Source organism: Micromonospora fluostatini, from assembly GCF_050410825.1.
Classification (GTDB): domain Bacteria; phylum Actinomycetota; class Actinomycetes; order Mycobacteriales; family Micromonosporaceae; genus Micromonospora; species Micromonospora rosaria.
The window spans coordinates 2506610-2526628 of the sequence record NZ_CP191251.1 but is presented as its reverse complement, the minus strand read 5'-3'; the positions used below and the strand labels follow the sequence as shown (position 1 = coordinate 2526628).

The 20019-nt window shown below is 72.6% G+C and carries 24 protein-coding genes; 3 read left to right on the top strand and 21 right to left on the bottom strand.

Annotated features, from left to right (window positions below; genetic code table 11):
- Positions 1–11: 11 nt before the first annotated feature.
- The 7 genes from folE to ACQUFX_RS10835 all read right to left on the bottom strand — a co-directional run bounded on the left by folE (position 12) and on the right by ACQUFX_RS10835 (position 4416).
- Positions 12–563, bottom strand: a complete 552-nt coding sequence (gene folE, locus ACQUFX_RS10865) for a GTP cyclohydrolase I (protein WP_428965881.1) — start codon at positions 561–563, stop codon at positions 12–14.
- 58 nt (positions 564–621) lie between these two features.
- The gene (locus tag ACQUFX_RS10860; protein WP_428965880.1) at positions 622–1023 is read right to left on the bottom strand and encodes an NUDIX hydrolase; all 402 of its coding nucleotides are present in this window, start codon (positions 1021–1023) and stop codon (positions 622–624) included.
- Complete coding sequence (locus tag ACQUFX_RS10855) at positions 1020–2054, bottom strand: type I phosphoribosyltransferase (RefSeq protein ID WP_428965879.1); 1035 nt, start codon at positions 2052–2054, stop codon at positions 1020–1022. The genes ACQUFX_RS10860 and ACQUFX_RS10855 overlap by 4 nt, the downstream gene beginning before the upstream one ends.
- Positions 2051–2635 (bottom strand): thiamine pyrophosphate-dependent enzyme, encoded by a 585-nt coding sequence (locus ACQUFX_RS10850; protein WP_428965878.1) that lies wholly within the window; start codon positions 2633–2635, stop codon positions 2051–2053. The genes ACQUFX_RS10855 and ACQUFX_RS10850 overlap by 4 nt, the downstream gene beginning before the upstream one ends.
- Positions 2635–3141 (bottom strand): thiamine pyrophosphate-binding protein, encoded by a 507-nt coding sequence (locus ACQUFX_RS10845; protein WP_428965877.1) that lies wholly within the window; start codon positions 3139–3141, stop codon positions 2635–2637. The genes ACQUFX_RS10850 and ACQUFX_RS10845 overlap by 1 nt, the downstream gene beginning before the upstream one ends.
- A 5-nt stretch (positions 3142–3146) precedes the next feature.
- Entirely contained in the window at positions 3147–3452 is a 306-nt protein-coding gene (locus ACQUFX_RS10840) for a cupin domain-containing protein (protein ID WP_428965876.1), read from the bottom strand.
- A gap of 70 nt (positions 3453–3522) precedes the next feature.
- Positions 3523–4416, bottom strand: coding sequence for an LLM class flavin-dependent oxidoreductase (locus ACQUFX_RS10835; protein WP_428965875.1), 894 nt, complete (start codon positions 4414–4416; stop codon positions 3523–3525).
- 381 nt (positions 4417–4797) lie between these two features.
- Here ACQUFX_RS10835 and ACQUFX_RS10830 point away from each other — a divergent pair, with 381 nt between their 5' ends.
- Entirely contained in the window at positions 4798–4944 is a 147-nt protein-coding gene (locus ACQUFX_RS10830; protein WP_428965874.1) for a Trm112 family protein, read from the top strand.
- A 108-nt stretch (positions 4945–5052) separates the two neighbouring features.
- On the opposite strand, the gene ACQUFX_RS10825 is transcribed toward ACQUFX_RS10830, so the two are convergent.
- The 3 genes from ACQUFX_RS10825 to ACQUFX_RS10815 all read right to left on the bottom strand — a co-directional run bounded on the left by ACQUFX_RS10825 (position 5053) and on the right by ACQUFX_RS10815 (position 7112).
- A complete protein-coding gene (locus ACQUFX_RS10825; RefSeq protein ID WP_428965873.1) occupies positions 5053–5736 on the bottom strand; it encodes an HAD family hydrolase in 684 nt (227 codons plus the stop codon).
- A gap of 176 nt (positions 5737–5912) precedes the next feature.
- On the bottom strand, positions 5913–6593 hold the full coding sequence (locus tag ACQUFX_RS10820; protein WP_428965872.1) for a lytic polysaccharide monooxygenase auxiliary activity family 9 protein: 681 nt from the start codon (positions 6591–6593) through the stop codon (positions 5913–5915).
- Positions 6594–6929: 336 nt separating this feature from the next.
- Entirely contained in the window at positions 6930–7112 is a 183-nt protein-coding gene (locus tag ACQUFX_RS10815; protein WP_428965871.1) for a hypothetical protein, read from the bottom strand.
- Between the two features lie 243 nt (positions 7113–7355).
- On the opposite strand from ACQUFX_RS10815, the gene ACQUFX_RS10810 reads away from it, so the two are divergent.
- Positions 7356–8495, top strand: a complete 1140-nt coding sequence (locus ACQUFX_RS10810; protein WP_428965870.1) for a sensor histidine kinase — start codon at positions 7356–7358, stop codon at positions 8493–8495.
- Entirely contained in the window at positions 8480–9022 is a 543-nt protein-coding gene (locus ACQUFX_RS10805; protein WP_428965869.1) for a hypothetical protein, read from the top strand. Before ACQUFX_RS10810 ends, ACQUFX_RS10805 begins: the two co-directional genes overlap by 16 nt.
- Before the next feature lie 52 nt (positions 9023–9074).
- On the opposite strand, the gene ACQUFX_RS10800 is transcribed toward ACQUFX_RS10805, so the two are convergent.
- The 11 genes from ACQUFX_RS10800 to ACQUFX_RS10750 all read right to left on the bottom strand — a co-directional run bounded on the left by ACQUFX_RS10800 (position 9075) and on the right by ACQUFX_RS10750 (position 19925).
- Positions 9075–10145, bottom strand: coding sequence for a GDSL-type esterase/lipase family protein (locus ACQUFX_RS10800; protein ID WP_428965868.1), 1071 nt, complete (start codon positions 10143–10145; stop codon positions 9075–9077).
- A complete protein-coding gene (locus ACQUFX_RS10795; RefSeq protein ID WP_428965867.1) occupies positions 10073–10885 on the bottom strand; it encodes a hypothetical protein in 813 nt (270 codons plus the stop codon). The genes ACQUFX_RS10800 and ACQUFX_RS10795 overlap by 73 nt, the downstream gene beginning before the upstream one ends.
- 127 nt (positions 10886–11012) lie before the next feature.
- Entirely contained in the window at positions 11013–12491 is a 1479-nt protein-coding gene (locus ACQUFX_RS10790) for an FGGY-family carbohydrate kinase (RefSeq protein ID WP_428965866.1), read from the bottom strand.
- A complete protein-coding gene (locus ACQUFX_RS10785; protein WP_428965865.1) occupies positions 12481–13002 on the bottom strand; it encodes a PPC domain-containing DNA-binding protein in 522 nt (173 codons plus the stop codon). Before ACQUFX_RS10785 ends, ACQUFX_RS10790 begins: the two co-directional genes overlap by 11 nt.
- A gap of 20 nt (positions 13003–13022) precedes the next feature.
- Positions 13023–13910, bottom strand: a complete 888-nt coding sequence (locus tag ACQUFX_RS10780) for a carbohydrate ABC transporter permease (RefSeq protein WP_428965864.1) — start codon at positions 13908–13910, stop codon at positions 13023–13025.
- Positions 13911–13914: 4 nt separating this feature from the next.
- Complete coding sequence (locus ACQUFX_RS10775) at positions 13915–14859, bottom strand: carbohydrate ABC transporter permease (protein WP_428965863.1); 945 nt, start codon at positions 14857–14859, stop codon at positions 13915–13917.
- A 65-nt stretch (positions 14860–14924) separates the two neighbouring features.
- A complete protein-coding gene (locus tag ACQUFX_RS10770) occupies positions 14925–16241 on the bottom strand; it encodes an ABC transporter substrate-binding protein (RefSeq protein WP_428965862.1) in 1317 nt (438 codons plus the stop codon).
- A 29-nt stretch (positions 16242–16270) separates the two neighbouring features.
- Positions 16271–17110 carry a cyclase family protein gene (locus ACQUFX_RS10765; RefSeq protein WP_428965861.1) on the bottom strand — a complete coding sequence of 280 codons (840 nt, stop codon included), beginning with the start codon at positions 17108–17110 and terminating at the stop codon, positions 16271–16273.
- Positions 17110–17928 carry a cyclase family protein gene (locus ACQUFX_RS10760; protein WP_428965860.1) on the bottom strand — a complete coding sequence of 273 codons (819 nt, stop codon included), beginning with the start codon at positions 17926–17928 and terminating at the stop codon, positions 17110–17112. The genes ACQUFX_RS10765 and ACQUFX_RS10760 overlap by 1 nt, the downstream gene beginning before the upstream one ends.
- Before the next feature lie 84 nt (positions 17929–18012).
- Positions 18013–18750, bottom strand: coding sequence for a GntR family transcriptional regulator (locus tag ACQUFX_RS10755; RefSeq protein WP_428965859.1), 738 nt, complete (start codon positions 18748–18750; stop codon positions 18013–18015).
- Positions 18751–19133: 383 nt separating this feature from the next.
- The gene (locus ACQUFX_RS10750) at positions 19134–19925 is read right to left on the bottom strand and encodes a MaoC family dehydratase (RefSeq protein WP_428965858.1); all 792 of its coding nucleotides are present in this window, start codon (positions 19923–19925) and stop codon (positions 19134–19136) included.
- Between the last annotated feature and the right edge of the window lie 94 nt (positions 19926–20019).

Sequence of the window (20019 nt, the reverse complement as noted above, 5' to 3'; positions counted from 1 at the left end):
AGCGGGGCCGCTCAGCCGCGTCGGACGACCGGGCGCGGCGCGCCGTACTCGGCCAGCAGGGTGGCGTCGCCGGCGACGAAGGTGGTGTCGGTGAGCACCGTCTGGTCCGCCGGGCCGCGACTGCACATGCACATGTGCCGACCGGTCGAGCTGACCCGGACGGCCCGCGCGCCACCGCTGCTCATGATCTCCAGTGCGACGTCCTTGACCAGGTACTCCTGGATCTGGAACCGCTTGCTGAACGCCTGCACCAACCGGGGGAACTTGCCCAGCCCGAGGATCCGCTGGCCGGGGACGTAGGTGATGTCCACCTTGCCGAAGAACGGCAGGAAGTGGTGCGCGCAGATCGAGAAGTAGTTGATGTCGTGGATCTCGACCGTGCCGGTGTGCTCCTCCTCCACCACACAGGTCGTTTTGAGGATCTTGGAGGTGTCGATGTCGTAGCCGCTGAGCAGTTCCTTGTACGCGCGCACGATCCGGGGCTCGCACTCGGGCCCGGTGTACCAGTCGAGGGCGCGCTTGTCGGTGGTGATGTTCTGCTCGAGCCAATCGGCGATGGTCACGTCTACCTCCGGCGGGGTGGGCCGCGAGCCCGGGGGCCGGGCTCGCGGCGGTGCGGGTCTAGAGGCGTCCCTGGTCGTGCAGGTGGTCGAAGATGATCTGGTCGACGGGTGAGGTCAGGTGCCGGTCGGCGTAGGTCAGCCAGACCACCTCGGCGATCTCGGCCGAGGCCTGGATGCGGCCCTGGTAGGCGGACTCGTAGCAGCGCATCCGCACCTCGATCCCGTCCGGGTGCGCGTCGGCCTGGGCGCGGAACTCGCCGAGGAAGGTGGCGGTGAACGGGTCGAGGTCGACGGTCAGTTCCTCCTTCGCCTCCCGGACCAGCGTGTCGAGGTCGCTCTCGCCCGCCTCCCGCTTGCCGCCGGGCAGGTAGTAGCGTTCGCGGCCGTGCGACCGGGTGGAGAGCACCCGTCCGTCGGCGAGGTGGATCCAGGCGATCTTGTCGATCAGGTGCGTCGTCATGGTGGGTGTCCTCTGGCGAGCCGGTCGTGCACGTAGTCGGCGGTGGGGGTCGTCTCGGCGTAGCGCAACGCGCGGGCGCCGAGGTCGTGGACGAGGTCCAGGTCCACGCCGGATTGCGAGGCCCAGGGTAGGTGCCGACGCCACCGCGACGGCGGATGCGCGTACTCCGACAGGCCGGCCGTCTGCACGGCGAGCACCGCCAGCGGGACGTCCCGGCGCAGCACCGTCGCCCACCAGGCGGACCGTTCGTCCAGGTGGGCGCCGGGGGTGAACGCCCGCACCCCGCCGTCGTACACGGCGCAGCGCTCGAAGAGGCTGCCGAGGCAGGCCAGGCGGGCCGCCTCGTACTCCGGCGTGGCGCCGGCCACCGACCGGAGCAGGTCGAAGGAGAACCGGGGGAAGGGCGCGGTGGCGTCGGGCGCCGGCAGCGCGAACAGGGCTTCGAGCGCGACGATCGTGACCCGCGGTCGCTCGGCGGGGTCCAGGTCGGCGAGGTACCGCTGCACGGCGTCGACGCCGGCCGCCGAGCCGATCACCACCAGCACGACGGCACGGGGCTGCCGACCCGGCCCAGCGGCCCTGCGGAGGCGGTCCAGCACCGCCGTCACCGTGCCGCCGGTGGCCAGGATGTCGCCGGCGAGCACCGGGCCGCCGCCGAGTTCCCAGCGCTCGTACGCGAGCGTGACGGGCGCGTCCGGGGACCGTTCGGTGCCCACGAAGCTGACGTCGGCGGCCGCCGCGCCGACGCTCTCGACGGCCTCCTCGACAGCGAAGCTGAGCCCGCCCCGGAGGATGGTGACCACCGACACCCGGTCGGCGGAGAGCACCCGCTCCCCGGCGGGGTCGGCGCGGAACAGCCTGAGCGCCGCCGTCACCGCCGACCGGGTCAGGCGGCGGTACGCGCCTCCGGTGACCACGGGATCCGTCAGCAGCCGTCGGGACGGTGCGGTCGAACAGAGCAGCACACGCGCCGGACCCGGGTGGGGACGCTCGTACAGGGCGCCGTCGTCGGCGGCGTGCAGGAGTCTCATGTCTTGACCGCCGGCCGCCGGTACGCCACCCCGCGCTGGCGGGCGAGGTACTTCTCGATGAGGTACGCCGACTCCACCCCGTCGACCGGCTTCGTGGCGTCCGGTGCGGGGTCGTCGTTGGTGACGTGCCCGAGCACGACCAGACCGGGCTGCGGCAGCCGCCGGGGCAGGTCGGCCGGCGTGTGGACGGCGAGCACGGTCAGGCCCACCGCCCGGAACAGGTGGTGCCAGTCCAGCCCGACGAGGCGGCTCGGCATCCCGCCGGCCGACTCGTAGCGCCCGTTGTCGACGATCACCAGCGTGTGGTTGTCGAGCGTGGGCAGTCGCGTGCCCAGCGCGGTCAGCACCGACAGGTTCATCAGGAAGCTGCCGTCGGTGTCGATGCCCGCGACGGGCAGCGGGCGGGCGCCGACGGCCAACCCGACGGACAGCGCCGCCACGTCACCCATGGTGTCGGTGACCAGCGTCCGGTCCGGCGCGAGCCGGTACAGCTCCTCGCTGGTGCGCCCGAGGGCGGAGACGAGCAGGGTGGGCGGCGGCAGCCGGTCGAGCAGGGCGGCGAGGAAGTCGGCGGTCCGCACTACCGGCTCCGCAGTTCCGCGACGAACGGCGGGTTCGCCACCAGCGCGACCGTGCGCTGCCCGGTGTCGAGCGTGGCGTACGCCCGCCGGAGCAGGTCGGGGAGGTCCCGCACCGAGTCGACCTCCGCCGTGGGCGCCGACAGCATCCGCAGGTGCGGGTGCATGGTCTCCTCGTGCGGCAGGCCCCACCAGTTGGCCTCCCCGAAGGCGCCCCGGCGGGCCAGCAGCAGCACGGTGTGCAGCCGGTGGCCGAGCGCGAAGCGGGCCAGGGTCTCGCAGGCCCGCCGCAGCCCGGAGTTCTCCATCAGCACCAGGCTCCGGCGACCCGCCAGCCGGGCGCCGGCGGCGATCCCCACCGCCGTCGCCTCGTCGCAGACCTGGAGGTACTCCACGTCGTCGTGCGCGGCGGCGTACCGGTGCAGGGGCGCCAGCAGGGAGTCCGGGACGGCCGTGACCAGCTCCGTCCCGCTGTCGACCAGCGCCTGGTACGCGCGCCGGGCACCCATCGTCGTCACCGCCCGGTGGAGAGGAGTTCGACGATGACGTTCGCGTACGGCGTGTCGCCGACGTTGCGCAGCAGGTGGGGCTTGCCCGCCTCGTGGTAGACCGCGTCGCCGACCGTGTCGTCGCCGGGCAGCACGGTGCCGTCGGTGACCACGGTCTCCGTCTGGCCGGGGCTGAGCACCACGTAGACGTAGTCGCAGGGGTGCTGGTGGACGGTGGTCTCCTCGCCCGGGGCGAGGTCGAGCGTCCAGATGCGGACCCGGTCGTCCTGGTAGACCAGCTTGGTGCCCACCTGCACGATGTCTGCCTGCATGGGGATCCTCCGTGGGGGCGAGGGTGGTCGGGCGGCTGCGGGGGGACGCGGCCGGGCGCGGGGACCGTGGTCAGGGCCGGGGCGGGCCGAGCGCGACCCGGCGGCGCATCTGCGCGAGGTCGCCCCGGAAGCCGTGGAGGTTCTCGACCCACCAGGTCAGGCCGGCCTCCGCGTACGTGCGCACCCGCTCCCGGTCGGCGGGCCCGCCGTCGCCGTCGGTGTAGCCGCCGATGGCGAAGTCGAAGGGCCCGTCCTGGGTCCGCCGGTCGGTGACGAAGGACGCGATCTCCCGGTACTGGTCGACGGGGATCATGGTCGGGGTCCAGGTGCGACGCCGTTCCAGGGAGAGCCGGCCGGGCAGCACGCCGTCCCAGCGGGCCGCCCGGCGGAAGGGCGGGCGGTTCGGCCAGTAACCGCCGACCCAGATGGGAATCCGTGGCTCCTGCACCGGGCGGGGCAGAAAGGTGCAGTCCCGGATCTGGAAATGGCGACCCGTGTAGCTGAACGGTTTGCCCGACCACAGTCCCTCGATGACGTCCAGGGCCTCGTCCAGTTTCTCGGCGCGCACCCGTTCGTCGCCGTCCTCGCCGAAGTCCTCGAACTCGGAATCGCGGGGATAGCCCAGCCCGACACCGAGGATCAGCCGGCCCTGCGACAGGTGGTCGAGCGTGACCGTCTCCCGGGCGACCTTCCACGGCCGACGTCTCGCCAGCGGCGTCACCATCGGTCCGAAGCGGATGCGGGTGGTCGCGGTGGCAATGGCGGCGAGACTGATCCAGGGGTCCACGATGGGGCCCTCGAAGCCGCGCATGAACGCCAGGTGGTCCCAGAGGAAGAAGCCGTCCCAGCCGGCCTCCTCGGCCTCGCGGGCGAGGGTCACCAGGAATCGCGGATCGCCGTAGTCGCCGTGCGGAGGAACGGAGATCGCGTACCTCAGCGGGGGGTTGGCCTGGCTTTCGGACATGCGTTTCCCCGATCATTCGTGGGAAGCCGGGAGCGGGTGCGCGCATTCGCGGACCGAACCGGTCGACGAAAGTTCCAGCGGTACCAGACCATAACGGTGACACTCATCACCGTCAATGCTGTTCCTGCTCTGACTCTTCCTGGAGATCCGCTGAGGAAATCGTCAGTGGGATTCCCCGGATCAATATTGCCGCCCGGCGGAAATTCGATCTCCGGAGCCCGGTGGATTCGTCGTTCCAGAATAGATCATCGCGCGACCGCTGGCCAACGGGTCCGCCCCCCGCTACCCTTTTGAGCGCCCGGGAAAGCGCGCCGACCATTCGGTGCCGCCCGGCGCCTCCGGTATGGCACACCACCGCGTACGCCACCCCTGGGAGGAACCATGCACCTCGATCAGGAGCTTCTCGACGTCCTGTGCTGCCCGGCGGACCGGGGTGACCTCCTCCGTGCCGGGGAGCGGTTGCGCTGCGTCCGGTGCGGCCTGGCGTTCCCGGTGCGCGACGGCATCCCGGTGCTGCTGCTGGAGTGACCCGGGCCCACCCGGCGGGCGGGCTGGCGCCGGCGGCCGGCCCTGCCGCGCCGGAACGGGGGCTGGTTGTCCTGCCGCGCCGGAGCCCGCCGCCGCCCCGGTTTTCGGCTACCCGCCGGGGGCCGAGAGCCGGGCCCGGTCGAGTCGGTGGACGGCCTCGACGATGTCGGGAAAGGCGTCGATGAAGGCGTCGACGTGCCGGAGGTCGAAGTCCTCCGGCGTGCGTACCCCGCTCTGCAGGCAGCCGACGAAGTGCATGCCCGCCCCGCCGGCCGCCACCGCGTCGCCCGGCGAGTCCCCGACGTAGACGCACTGCGCCGGCGGAATCCCGGTCGTGGCGAGCAGTTCGTCGAAGGCGCGCGGGTCGGGTTTGCGGAACCGGGTGTTGCCGGCGTGGTAGATGCCGCTGACCCGTTCGGCCAGCACGTGGTCCGGCTCCAGCATGTGCCGGACCTCGTCCTCGGTCCGCGAGGTCAACAGGAACACCGCCCGGCCGGTGAGCACGAACTCGTCCAGCGCCCGCAGGTTGTCCGGCGGGATGACGTCCAGGCGGCCGTCGGCGATGTACCGCTCCAGCGCGGCCTGGTAGAGCGCCGAGAACCGGGCGAGGTCGAGGCCGGGTGACCGGGTGGGCATGGCGTCCAACAGCGGTTGGCCCCAGGTGGACAGGTGCAGGGCCGGTGGCATCGGCGGGCGGCCCATCTCCGCCAGGACCTCGTTCTCCAGCGCGAACGAGGCGGCCTGGGTGAGGCAGAGGGTGTCGTCGACGTCCACGATCACAGCCCGGATCACAGGGCCCAGACTAATGGGCGGGCCGCCCGCGCACACGCGCCGGCACGGTCAGCGCCGCGTGTCGGGCACCGGTGTGCGCGCCGGCCACCGGCGACCGGAAACCCGACCGGTGACACCGGTGCGGCCCGGGACGGGTCCCGGGCCGCGGCGGTGCCACCGGTTGTCGGCGGGGCGGATCAGGTGAAGTTCACGTCGCTGCACCACATGTAGGTCTGGTCGAGGTGAGAGGCCTGCCAGATGACGAAGACGATGTGGTGTCCGGTGTAGCCGGAGGTCGAGACGTTGAACGAGATGTTCTGTGCCGGTGCGTAGCGGCCGGTCTGCGTGATGAAGTCGAGGTTCCCCCACCCGAGGCGCTGGGTGGCGGGGTTGAACCCGTTCTTGCTGACGTAGACCCGGAAGAAGTCCGCGCCGTGGCTGGCCTGGTCGTACAGGTGGACCGTGAAGTTGCGGCTGATGTTGGTCCGCTTCCACGCGCCGGGCTGGTTCAGGCTGTTGTTGCGGGACAGGCCGTTGCTGCACAGTTGCCCGTCGGGGGTGCTGCCCTGGAAGTTCCCCCCGAGGCCGTCGCGCAGCGCGCTCATCCAGTTCCACATGGTGTCGGGGTTGGCCTGGAAGGCCTGCCAGCACATCGGGTCCTGCTGCTGCATGGCCGGGTTGGTGTGGTTGCTGCCCCAGGTCTGCCAGCACTGGTAGGCGCGGGACGCCGGGTTGACGATGGTGCCGTGGGCCTGGGCCGGACTGGCCCACGGCAGCACGCCGACCACCAGGGTGAGCAGCAGGGCGAGCGCCCGGAGAGGCTGTCGGACGGCGGACCGGGATCGCCGGCCGGCCTGCTCGGGCTGGGGTGACTGCATCGTACGTCCTCCGTTCCTCGGTGTTCCGTGACGTCGTGGAAGCGCTTCCATGGACAGCATCACATCTATGGCGCTAAATATCAATGATCGTCTATTGAGGGTCGATGTGGACCGAGTTGGTCGGGTTGGCCGGGAATCCCGGTCGCGTCCCGGCGGGGGTCGCCGTCGGCAGCGCCGCGACCGTCGCCGGTGCGGTCGGTGGACGCGCGGAGAGGAACACCGGGATCCGGGCGGGATGAGCCCTGGTCGGTGTCTGAGCGATCGTCGCTGCTCGATCGAAGGAACAGCGGTGGAAACACGACGGCGGCCGGGTACGGCGTACCCGGCCGCTTCTGGTCACGAACCGCGGATGACGCGTGCCGCCTCGTCTCCGACGACGCCTGCGGCGGCGGCGCCCGCCGTCCACCGGGCCACCTTCCAGGCACCCTTGCCGACCATTCTGGCCGCCTCCCGGACGCCTTCCGGATCCCTCTTGACGGTCTCCGAGACGCCGCGGATCGCCATGTGGACCAGGGCCACCGCCACTCCCGCTGAGACAATCACCTGACTCACCTCCCTTCCGATCAGGAGAACCGCCCGACATGCTCCACCGGCCGTACCGCGCCGGATCACGAACCGGTCCGACGACGGTCGATGACCCAGTCAAGCAACGACGGTCCTCGGACCACCCGACGGCAGTTCGGCTGTCATCCGTTCGAAGGTCGTGAGCGTCGGACACGCGTGATGCCATGAGGTATGTCGACAGGCGACTCACCCGGGCCGGTGAGCGACTCGGCGACGATGACGCCCGCGCACGACGCGTTGGACCGGATCACCGCCCGATGTGGTGCGGCGATGCGGACCACGGTCGCGGTCGTCGGCGGCGCCGCCGCCCTGGTGGGCATCGTGGCCCCGGTCCGTCCGGCGCCGGCGGTCGTCGCCGTGCTGGTGAGCGTCGGCTGGTCGGCGGTCTTCGCCTGGGTCGCCTCGACCACCGGCCTGCGGGGCTGGCTGATGACCGTGGACCTGGCCGTCACCGCGCTGCTCTGCCTGGCCCAGGGGACACTGGTCGCCGGGCCGATCCTGCCCGGCGGGCTGAGCTGGATCGCCGGCCTGGCGACCATGAGCATCGTGATCGCGAACTTCGCCTGCCGGCCACCGGTCGCGGTGCCGGCGGGGCTCGTGATCGTCGGCGCGCACCTGACCGGCGCGCGGTGGGCCGAGGCGGCCGACGGGGGACTGGTCCCCGCCGGTATCCAGGTGGTGCAGGTGGTGGCCACGGCGGCGCTGATGACGGTGTTGCGGCGGGCCGCCACCGCCGCCGACTTGACGTTGGCCGCCGCCCGTGCCGCCCAGCAGGCCGCCGAGGCGGAACGAGCCCGGCGGGCCGACGAGCGGGAGCAGAACCGCCGCATGCACGACACCGTGCTGGCCACCCTGGTCACCATCGGCACCGGCGGCGTACCGGCCAGTTCCGGCATGCTCCGCGAGCGGGCCGCCAGCGAACTGACGCTGATCGGGCAGGTGGGCCGGACCCTGCGCGCCGACGAGACGGTGGCGCTCGACGCCCACCTGCGCGCCGCCGGCGACTCCGCCGGCCTGCCGGTCGACTGGCACCTGGCGGCCTGCCCCACCCGGGCACCGGTCGCCGCCGCCGTCACCGGCGCCGCCGTCGAGGCGCTCGCCAACGTCGCCCGGCACACCCGCGCCACCCGGGTCGAGGTGCGGTTGTCGACCGACGACGGTCGGATCCGGGTCGAGATCACCGACGACGGCGCGGGCTTCGACCCGGGACAGGTGCCGGGCCACCGGTACGGGGTCCGGGAGGCGATCGTCGGCCGGATGCGGTCCGTGGGCGGCGACGCCGAGGTCCGCTCCACCGTGGGCCGGGGCACGACGGTGCTGCTGTGGTGGCCCCGGTGAACGCCGCCGTGCCGGCGGTCGACGTGGCGGTGACCGACGTGACGGCACAGGTCGCGGCCCGGTACGCGCGCGGGGCGACGATCGCCGCCGTCGTCATCGCCGGCTGCTGGCACCTGGGGTTCGACCTGCCGTCGACCGTCACGAACTGGTCGGTGTACCGGTGGCCCTGGCTGGCGGCCGCCGCCTGGCTGGCGTACCTCGTCGTCGGCGCGGTCGGAGCGGTGCCGCTGCTCACCGGGACGGCCCGGCGGTCCGTCGCCTGGCTGCTCGCCGGCGCCGCGCTGGGCAGCGCCGCGGCGGTCCTCGTCGCCTGTCCGCCCGGGACGCTCGACACCCCCGCCAACTGGGCCACCGGCTCGGTGGGCTGGCTCGCCGTGATCGTGCTGTGGCGACGCCCGCTGGCCGACCTGGTGGCGTTCCTCGTGGCCAACGCGCTGCTGATGCTCACGGCGCTGGTCGTGACGGACGCGCTCGACCGGATCACCTTCGCCCGGGCGGCGGCCCCGCCACCACCGCCCGCACGGTGAGCGGCCGGCCCGAAGGGAGGCGCCGCGCGACGCCTCCCCCGGGCCGGTCCGGCTACTCGACCAGGTGGCGCAGCGCGTCCTCCAGGTGCCGCGCGTAGCTGCGCTGGCCCGCCTCGTTGGGGTGGAACGCGCCCAACACGTCGCCCTGCCCGGTCAGTGACTCCGGCATCGTCCGCACCCAGCGCGACGGGCTCGCCGCGCAGTACCCGTGGCTGGTGAAATCGTCGAACATCCCGGAGACGTACCGCCAGCCGTGGCGCCTGGCCGCCGCCGCGCCGGTGGCGTTGAGCCGCCCCAGCACGTGGCTCTCCGCCCACGCCGACTCGTCCGGCGACAGGTTCAACACCCGGCACGGCTCGACCGGGCCCCTGCGCAACGGGTTGAAGTACTCGGTCAGGTAGACGTCGGACGAGGCCGTCCCGAACGTGCGGGTCACCTCGGCGGCGAGCCGGTCGTACCGGGCGGGCATCCCGGCGAGGCTGCGGTCGAACGCGGCCGGGCGGCGACAGTCGTGCAGCGGGATCACCAGGCAGGGGGTGAGGACGTCGGTGACCACCCGGGTGTCGTTGATGCCCACGCTGACGAGCACCGCGTCCGGCTGCCGGTCGCCGATGATCCGCTTCGCCTCGGGCACCTGGGCCGGGATCGGCCGCCCCGGCACCCCGGTGATGCCGGCGAAGTCGCCCAGCAGCCCGGCGTCGACCGACGCGCCGGTGCAGGCCAGGTGCACCACGGTGACCGAGCTGCGCCGGTCCGCCTGCTCCAGCGCCGCCGTCGTGCCCAACGAGCCGGCCGCGGCCGAGCGGTGGCACCGGCTGTCCTGCCACCGGCCGCCCGACGCGGGGTTGCCCTCACCCGCCGTCACCGAGTCGCCGAGCACCACGAGCAGCAGGTCCTCGACCCGGATCGCGCGGGCCCCGCCGGCCACCTCCCGCCCGTCGGCGGTGGCGTGCACCTCGACGACGTGGGGGCCCTCCGAGTCGTACGACACGGCCAGGTCGCAGCCGCCGGTGAGGTGGTGGTCGCGGCCACCGGTCGAGACGCGGTAGCTCAGGGCGGGGTCGCACGGCGCCCCGTCGGGGAAGCCGATGGTGAGGGTCGCCGGGTACGACGTGTGGCGCACCCGCGCCGGGGTGTTCGACGGGGTGCGGTGAACCGGGCCGGCACCGACCAGTCGACCTCCAGCGGGCGGGCGCAGCCGATCCCGTCGACCGGGTAGCCGGGGTGCGAGTCGGGGCAACGGTCCCGGTCGTCGGGTACGCCGTCCCGGTCGTCGTCGCCCGGCGGCGCGGTCGGCAGCGGCAGCGGCCCGGCCGCGTACGAGTCCCCGGCGCCGGTCGAGTCGGTCCGGTCGAGCACCAGGACGAGCTGTTCGGTGCCGACGCCGTCGCCGAGGGTGACCGTGCTGCCGTCGGGGAAGGTCCGGCCGTACGGGAAGGGGAGCGTGAAGGTGGTGGTGCCGGCGCCTGCGGAGTTCGTGGTGAGGCCCACGCCCGGCACCTTGAGCGCGTTGTCCGGGTAGCAGCCGGGGGCCTGCTCCCACGCCTCGACGCTGAACGGCTGTCCCGGGTACAGCGTGTCGGTGACCTCGATGTCGACCCGCAGCCCGTCGTCGACCTGGGTCAGGGTGACCGTGCCGGCCGCCTCGTGCTGGGGGTGTCCGTCACAGCCGATGCCGCCGACCCGGTGGAGGGTGTGCACGGCGGGTGCCGGGGACGGGGACGGTGACGGTGCCACGGTGGGGGGTGTCGGGACCTCGCCCCGCGCCCACCCCACTCCCGCGCCGAGGGCGGGATAGCCCACCGCGAGCACCATCAGGGTCGCCGCGGCCGACGCCGCGGCGGCCACGAGCCGCAGTCGCATGACGACTCCTTTCCGAGGGGAGCGATCCGCGACCAGTACAACGGTGGGTCCCCGGGGCCGGCCTGACGCACCTTCGGCTGACAGCCGCTCGCCCGTCACGGTCGGTCCGCCCGGTCGCCGCCGCCTGCTACCCCCGCGCCCCGAGGGCGTGGACGATGTCCCGGGTCGCCGGGTACAGCTCCCGGTAGGCCGGGTAGCCGCGCCGGTAGGCGTCGGCGGTCGCCGGGTCCGGCTCGACCCGGCCGGCCCACCGTGTCCAGTCGTCTGCCCGGTCGACCACACCGGCGGCGAGACCGGCGAGGTAGGCGTCGCCGTAGCCGGCCCCGATCGTCTGCTCCGGAACCAGTTGCGGCTGCCCGGTGACGTCGGAGACGATCCGGGTCCACAGCGGGCGGGCGCCGCCGCCGACCGCGATGACCCGTTCCGGGGGTGCCAGCAGCCCGGCCATCTCGTCGAGGTGGTGCCGCACCGCGTACGCGGTGCCCTCCAGCACGGCCCGGTACAGGTGTCCCCGGCCGTGGTCGAGGGTCAGCCCGGCGACGACCCCGCGCGCCTTCTCGTCGAACAGCGGGGTCCGCTCACCGGCGAAGTACGGCAGCACCACCAGGCCGTCGGCGCCGGCGGGCACGGCGGCGGCCTCGGCGGCCAGCCGGTCGTAGTCGGTGCCGCCGGTCAGCTCACGCAGCCACTCGACCACCGCCCCCGAGGTGGCGGTGCCACCGGCTACGCAGAAGCTGCCCGGGAAGACCCCGGTGGTGGCCCACATCCTCGGGTGGACGACCGGCGCGGGCACCACCCGGGTGAGGAACATGGTGGTGCCGTACATCAGCATCAGGTCACCGGGCCGGGTCGCGCCGACGCTGGTGGCCTCGGCCCAGGCGTCGATCGTGCCGGCGGTGACCGGAACGCCCTCGGGCAGGCCGGTGGCGTCGGCGGCGGCGGCGGTGACCCGGCCGGCGACCTCGGCCGGCCACAGCAGCCGGGGCAGCTCCAGCCCCGGCGCGACCTGGGCCGCCAGGTCGTCGAGCCACGCCTGGGCGGGCAGGTCGTAGAGCGGGTCGCTCTGGCTGGCCGAGTGGTGGTCGAGGACGTACTCGCCGGTGAGCCGGTGCACCAGGAACGAACTGGCCATGAAGAACCGGCGGGTCCGCGCCCAGACCTCCGGCTCGTGCCGCCGGATCCAGCGCAGCTTCGGGCCGACCGCCTGGCTGGTGAGCCGGTTGCCGCCGCGCCGGACGATCTCGTCGGCGCCGAACGCGTCGGTCAGCTCGGCGATCTCGGCGGTGGCGCGGGTGTCGACGCCGTACAGGATCGCGGCGCGCAGCGGCCGGCCGTCGGCGGTGGCCGGCAGGACGCACGGGCCGATGCCGCTGACCGCCACCGCGGCGACCGGCGCGGGCGCCACGGCGAGCAGGTCCCGGACGATGGCGACGAACTCCGCCCACCACACCGTCTCGGGGTCGTGCTCCACCCATCCCGGCCGGGGCCGCGACACGCCGTGCGGGCGGGTCGCGGTGGCCAGCACCGTCCCGGCCGGGTCGGTGAGCACGCCCTTGCTGCTCGACGTGCCGATGTCGACGCCGAGCAGGCAGGGGTCAGCGGCCATCGGCGGGGCCGGCTTCGCAGCCGTGCAGGCGGATCTGCGGCAGGCCGGTGACCTCCCGGTCGTACTCGCGGTCGATGCGGATGTCGGTCAGCTCCTGGAGGAAGACCTCGCCCTGGCTCCAGACGGTGGCCCGGAAGACGTGTCCGCCGCGCACGTTGCCGCCGGCCTCGGAGAACAGGGCGTGGCAGTGCGCCCACAGCTCGCCGTCGAGGGTGGTGACGTTGCCCTGGATGGAGAGGATCTCCATGGGGCGCTGGAGCACGACGGTGTCGATGTCGTCGGCGAACTCGTGCTCCTGGCGGATCGGCAGGGTGGTGATGTCGCGCGGGTTGCGCAGGTAGACCTCCTCGATGGTGCCGATCACCGAGAGGATGACGGCGGTGTGCACGCCGTGGTCGCGGCAGACCTGCTCGATGGAGTCGGTGAGCTGGGCGCCGGGCTTGATGCTCGCGGCGATGATCCGGCCGGGACGGGCGGCGCGGCTGTCGACGGCGGGTACGGTGCTGGTCACGGTGCCTCCGGAGGTGTGGGTCACTTGACGCTGCCCATCGTCATGCCGGTGACGATGTGCCGTTGCGCGGCGAGGGTGAGGACGAAGACGGGCAGCATGATGATCGAGGCGTAGGCCATCATCGGCCCCCAGTCCAGGGACGCCTCGTGGACGAAGTTGAAGACGGCGACCGGCAGCGTGCGGCTGTCGCCGTCGGAGAGGATCAGCGCCATCTTGAAGTCGTTCCAGGAGAAGATGAACGCCAGGATGCCGGCGGTGAGCATGCCGGGCCGGGTCAGCGGCACGGCGATGCGGGCGAAGGTCTCCAGCTTCCCGCACCCGTCGACCTCCGCCGCGTCGTACACCTCCTGGGGCAGGGCGGCGAAGAAGTTCACCATGATGAAGACGGTGAGCGGGAACGTGATGATGACGTGCGACAGGATCAGCGCCGGGTAGGTGCCGACCATCCGCAACGCGGTGAACGCGACGAAGAACGGCACCAGGTAGGCGACGCCGGGCAGCAGCCGCGCGGTCAGCAGCGACAGCGACAGCTTGGTCTGCCGGTACCGGGCGATGCTGTACGCCGCCGGCACACCGATCACCAGCCCGAGCAGGCTGGAGCAGGTGGCGACGACCAGGCTGTTGGTCATGTACCGGGCGAACGGGGTCCGGGTCAGCGCCTCCCGGTAGTTGTCCAGGGTGGGCGTGAAGTCGAACCACTTCGGCGGGATCGTGTAGATGTCGACCTGCTGCTTGAACGACGAGGTCAGCATCCAGAAGAACACGAACAGGGCCGGGGCGAGCGCCACGGTGACGGCGACGGTGAGCCCGATCCGGCCCAGGAGCGACCCCCGCCGGCGTCGGGGGCGGGGCGCCGGCCGGGCGGCCGGTGTCGTGGGCGGTCGGTGCGGGGTCAGGGTCTGGGACATCTGGTCACCCCTGGTCGGTACGGGCCCGGAGGCGGGTGAAGACGATCGCGACGACGAAGACCAGCAGGGTCAGCCAGACCAGCAGCATCGACCCGTACCCGAAGTGCAGGTACGACAGGCCCTGCTTGAAGGCGTACAGGTTGAGGGTCTCCGACGCGGTGCCGGGACCGCCGTCGGTGATGACCTTGATGATGTCGAACGTCTTGATCGCGTCGATGAGCCGGAAGAGGGCGGCGACGAGGATGACCGGGCTCAGCAGCGGCAGGGTGACGCTGACGAAGGTCCGCAGGGGTCCGGCGCCGTCGACCTTGGCGGCCTCGAACGGTTCCTGTGGCAGGGCGGCCAGCCCGGCCAGCACGATCAGCATCACCAGCGGCGTCCACATCCAGGTGTCCACGATGGCCAGGGCCGGGATGACGAGGTCGGCGTCGCTGATCCACAGCAGGGTCGGTCCACCGACGGACTGCACGAGGTAGTTGAGGATGCCGATGGTCGGGTCGAACATCATCTTCCAGACGAGGGCGACGGCGGCCGGCGTCGCGATCATCGGGAACATGAAGAGGGTGCGGGCCATGCCCCGGCCGGGGAACCGCTGGTGGAACAGCAGCGCGGCCCCGACGCCGAGGACGACCTGCAGGCCGACCGAGAGCGTGACGAAGTAGACGGTGCGCCAGATGCTGCCCCAGAACTGGCCGTCGGTCAGCGACCGGGTCACGTTGTCCAGGCCGACGAACTCCGGTGGACGCAGGCCGCCGGACCACTCGTGGAAGCTGAGATAGAGGGTGTAGCCGATCGGGAACGCCAGCATCGCCACGACGACGATCAGGGCCGGCGCCGGCAGGATGTAGCGGTCGTAGCGGTCCAGGACGTCGAGCAGTCTGCGGCGTGCCGGCTGCGGTGCCGGGGTCTTCCGGGTGGGCGGCGGGGGGCTATCGGTGAGCTGGGCCATCGGGACCAGGTCCTCCCTTGCGAGGTCCGCGGCCGGAGGTGGGGGCCTCCGGCCGCGGCCGGTCATCAACGCATCGCGTCGAGCAGACCCTGCAGCTTGCTGTTCTGCTGGTCCGCCGTCTGCTTCAGAGCGCCGCCGGTCTGGCCCTCCAGGCCCTTGTTGGCGACCAGCCCGGCGATCTCGCGGGCCTCGACACCGGGGGTCACGGGCGGGTTCATCCGGGCCCGCGCCGTCTCCGTGCTGCTGAGCACCACACGCGTGAACTCGGGCGTCTTGTCGGCCTGCGTGAACGCAGGCGACTCCCAGGCCGACGCGCGGGGGCTGGGCCAGCCGGTGAGCTTCAGCTCCTGGTTCATCTGCTTGCCGGTGGCCCACTGGATGAAGTACCAGGCGGCGTCACCCTTCGTGGAGAACGGGTTGATGCCGTAGCCCCAGCCGCCGATGAACGGCGCCGGGTCGCAGTCGGCGCGCGGCACGGTGGTGTAGCCGATCTTGCCGGCGACCCGGGACTTGGTCGGGTCCTCCAGGTCCTTGACGAACAGGTTCACGTCCAGGAACGCGAAGACGTTGCCCTGCGCGAACTGCTGGGACGGTACCGGCCAGTCGAAGCCGGAGATGCCGGGCGGGCCGTACTTTGCACCGAGCTGGCCGTAGACCTCGTACGCCTTGAGCGCCTCGGGGGTGTTGAGCGCCGCCTTGCCGTCGGTGACCCACTCGCCGCAGTGCGCGTACAGGAAGGAGGAGAAGGGGGTGGTCGTCTGGTACGGGATGCCGCGCAGCGCGAAGCCGTACAGCCGGTTGCCGGGGTCGTGCACCGCCGCGGCGGCGGCGTCCCACTCGGCGAACGTGGTCGGGACCGGCAGGCCGGCCTTCTCCAGCAGGTCCTTGCGGTAGTAGACCAGGTCGGTCTGCATCTCCCACAGGACGGTGACGGTCTTCTCCTCGACGGTCATCGCGTTGCGGATGCCGGCGCCGAAGTCCTCGAAGTCGTAGTCGGCGTGGGTCGTGCCCGGGTTGTTCAGGTACGGGCCGAGGTCGGTGTACCAGCCGTTCTTGGCGAACTGCAGGCCGTCGACCTCGGGGAAGGTCGCCATGACGTCGAAGTCCGAGGCCCGCGAGGTGAGCCGTACCGGCAGGTTCTGCCGGTAGCTGGTGACGTCGGAACCCTCGATCTCGACGGTGATGCCGGTGAGGGCGGTGAACTCGGCGAGCCCGGCGCGCAGGCTCTCCACCTGCCCGGTGTCGGCCACGTAGACCTTGATCGACTCGCCGTCGTGGCGCTTCCAGTCGAAGGTGTCGCCGGTGTACTCCGGGCCCTGGTTTCCGCCTCCGCCCGCACCGCACGCGGTGACGGCCAGGGTCGCGGTCAGGGCTATCGCCACGGTCCGTGTTATCGATCGGATGGATCGCTTCATGTCGGTTCTCCTGACGAGAAGACCGGTTCTGCGGGGGCACCGTCGTCGCTGGGAACCTGTGCGATCACGGTGCAGGGCACCTCGCCGACGCCCTGGACGTTGAGCGGGGCGAGGGTGAGCCGGACCCGGCGCCCGACGAGGGCACCGCATCCGACCAGGCCGGCCACGGTCCAGACGGACCCGGTCAGGGCCAGGGTGGCGGCCCAGTCGTGCCGTACCTTGTCCGGCCGGTAGTGCGCGAGGTAGGTCTTGGCGGCGTCCGACGGGTACGCCGGGCGCAGCCAGGGCTGGAGTGCGGTCCATTCGGTCCGGGCGTGGTCGCCACCCGGACGGTCGAGGTAGAGGCAGTCGGTCAGCAGCAGGTCCGAGGAGTTCGCGCCGAGGATCTCGACGAGGGCCCGTGCCGCCTCGACGCCGAGGTACGGCCCGTCGAGGTAGTACGCCTCGTCGGCGAACCGGCTCGGGTCGTCGCCCCACCCGGTGGCGAGGACGACCGCGTCGCCGCTGCGCAGGTCGGCGTCGGCCAGGGCGGCGCGGACCGTGTCGGCGGAGATCTCGCCGCCGGGTCCGGCCGGGCAGGACACGACCACCGCGGCCCGGTCGACCAGCCGCTGCGGCGGCAGTTGGTCGACGGTGGCGCCGGACGGGGAGCCGAGCGCCGGGCCCAGCAGCCGGGTGGCCGAGCCGCTGCCCATGGTGATGTGGAAGAGGTTCGCGCCGTTGTAGGTGAGCGTCGCGATCTCCTCGGTCCGGTACGGCGCCTCCCACGGGAAGAGGCTGCCGGCCGGCGAGTCGGTGGTGATCGGGCGGGTCAGGTTGACGGTGCGCAGGGTCATCAGGCGTCTCCCGCCTCGTCGCCGTCGACGGCCAGTACGGTGCACGGAGCGCCCTCGGCTCCGGCGAGGAACAGGGGCAGGACGGAGACCCGTACCCGCTTGCTGCGCAGCGCGCCGCAGTTGGCGACGGCGGCGACCGGGGACATCGCGAGGTGCAGCACGACCGACGACCCCCAGTCCGGCGCGCCGCCACCGGCACCGCGCGCCGGGGTGTAGTGCCGCATGTAGATGCGAGCCTGCGGGGACGGGAACGGCGGGCGGTCCCACGGCTTGCGGGAGGCCCACTCCGGGAACATGAAGCCCTCGCCGAGGTTGCCGATGTAGGCGCAGTCGGTCAGCATCAGGTCGCTGCCGCGTGCGGTCATCACCTCGGCGAGCCGCTTGGCCCCGTCGAGGGAGAAGTGCGGGGTGGTGGTGGCGTACTCGTCGCCGAGGGTGCGGTACCGCTCGTCGTCGCCCCATCCGGTGCGCAGCAGCACGGCGTCGCCGTCGCGGTAGTCGGGGTCGCCGACGACGGCGCGGTCGATGTCGTCGGGCTCGATCTCCTCGCCGGCGTGCTTCGGGATGTCGATGACGACGGTCTCCCGGTTGACCAGCGTGCCGTAGTCGAGTTCGTGGATGCGGGGCGCGTCGTCGTCGTAGCAGGCGCCGAGCATGAGCCGAGTGCCCGCCTCGCTGTGGAAACTCATCTGGTGGGTCGCCACGCCCTGCCTCTCGTGGGTCGTCACCGGCGTGAGCTGGAAGGGGGAGTCCCAGGCCCACACGTTGCCGACCGGCATGAACGGATAGAGGGGAAGCGTCAGGTTGACAGTTCTCATCGGGCCTCGCTGGTTCTCGGGTACGGTCCACCGACGCCGGGCCTGGTCGCGCCGGCGGTGTGGAGGGGGTGGGGGTGGTGTCGGTCAGTGGCCGGCGGCGCCCTGCGGGAGGCACAGGCGGGGCTGGGCCGCCGCCCAGCGGCTGCGCTGGTCGGCCATGACGCCGCCGACCAGGTAGACGTGGTGGATGACCTGCTCGGAGATGGTGGTGGCGTCGCCGCCGCGGACCGCGTCGAGCAGGATCCGGTGCGACTCGGCGATGTCCTGCACGCCGAGCGTCGGGCCGACCATGTTCAGCCACATCCGGAACAGCACGTGCTGCTCGTCCCAGGCCTTCAGGATCCGGGGCAGTCCGCACGGCTGGCACAGGGCGCGGTGGAACCGGTAGTCGAGGTCGGCGATGCGGCGGGTGTCGCCGGCCACCGACGCCTCGTGCATCTGGCCGATCAGGTCCTCGAGGCCGGCCACGTCGGACGGTTGCAGGCGGGGTGACGCCTGCTGGTACGCCAGCGTCTCCAGCAGGGTGCGGATCATGTGCAGTTCGCGGACGTCGTCCTCGGTGAGCTGGACGACGCGGGTGGTCCGGGCGGACTCCTCGACGAGCAGGCCGTCCCGCTTGAGCAGCCAGATCGCCTCGCGCAGCGGGGCCCGGCTGACGCCGAGCTGCCGGGCCAGCGCCTCCTCCACGACCCGGGTGCCCGGCGGCAACGTGCCGTCGAGGATCGCCGCCCGCAGCACGTCGTACGTCGACTCGCTCAGCACGACCTTCTGGGGCACGCGCAGCGCGGTGACGGACGGAGCGGGTTCGGCTGGCTTGACCATGCGACAACCTTCCGGAGGGGGCTCCCGGACTTGGTGAAGTCCGGCGACTTATCGTCGACGGTGTACGGTAGACGGAAACGTAGCCGTAACATGAGTCACCGTCAAGAGGTCGGGCGCGGGCATCTTCAACGACGAAACCGCTGGTAGACGCAGTGTGAGCGAGTGGGCGACGCAGTGAAGCCCTCAGATTGCGACACGCGGATGTAACACGGACGTGACGGTCGTGGTCGGCGGCAGCGCCTCGGTCCGGTGCGGACGGCCACCGGACGGGCCGGCCGGCCCGCTCGTGCCGGGCCGCGACGCGCGGTGTCGCGCGGGTGCCGGAGGTGGCCGCGCCGGTGCCGGTCGGCGGGCGGGGACGCCCCGCCCGCCGACCGGACCGGTCAGCGCAGGTCGACGACGCCCCGGTCCAGGACGGGCCGGCCCCGGCCGTCGACCGCCTGGAAGAGCGCGCCGGCCGGGCGGCGCCAGACCAGCACCGTGAGCGTGTCACCGGGGAACAGCGGCGCGCTGAACCGGGCGCTGACGCGCCGGAACCGGTCGGGGTCGCCCTCGGCGACGGTGTGCAGCAGGGTCCGGGCGGCGAAGCCGTACGTGCACAGCCCGTGCAGGACGGGGCCGGGCAGGCCGGCGCGGGCGGCCACCACGGGATCGGAGTGCAGCGGGTTCCGGTCGCCGTTGAGCCGGTACAGCAGGGCCTGGTCGAGGCGGATCGGGTGGTGGGCGGTGTGGTCCGGGGGTCGGGCCGGTCGCCGCCAGTCGGGCACCGGTGCGCGCCGGCCGCCGAAGCCACCGGCGCCGATGACGAACATGGTCCGCTCGACGGTGGCCAGCGGGCTGCCGTCGGCGTCGTGGATCTCGGACCGGTGGTGCAGCAGGGCGCCGCTGGTCTGGTCGTGGACGGCGGTGACGGTGGCGGTGGTGCGGGTCCGGCCGGCGGGGGCGAGGGGCCGGTGCAGGGTCAGTGTCTCCCCGGCGTGCCGGACGGTGGCCGGGTCGCCGAGGTGCGGCGGGTCGGCGGCGAGCAGGGTGGCGAAGGTCGGCAGGACGGCGTGCCGGTGGCCGGTGGAGTTCTCGGTGGTGAACCGGAGTTCGTCGGCGGGGTCGACCTGCCCGGCGCCCACGCCGAGGGCGTAGAGGAGGGTGTCGGCCGGGGTCCAGGACCGCTCGGTCACCGTCGGGGCGTAACGGTCTGGTGAAAAGAGTCGGGACGCGACCGGGGTGTCGCCACGTTCCGTAGCCGGCTCGGCGGGTGTGGGGGTGGGTTGC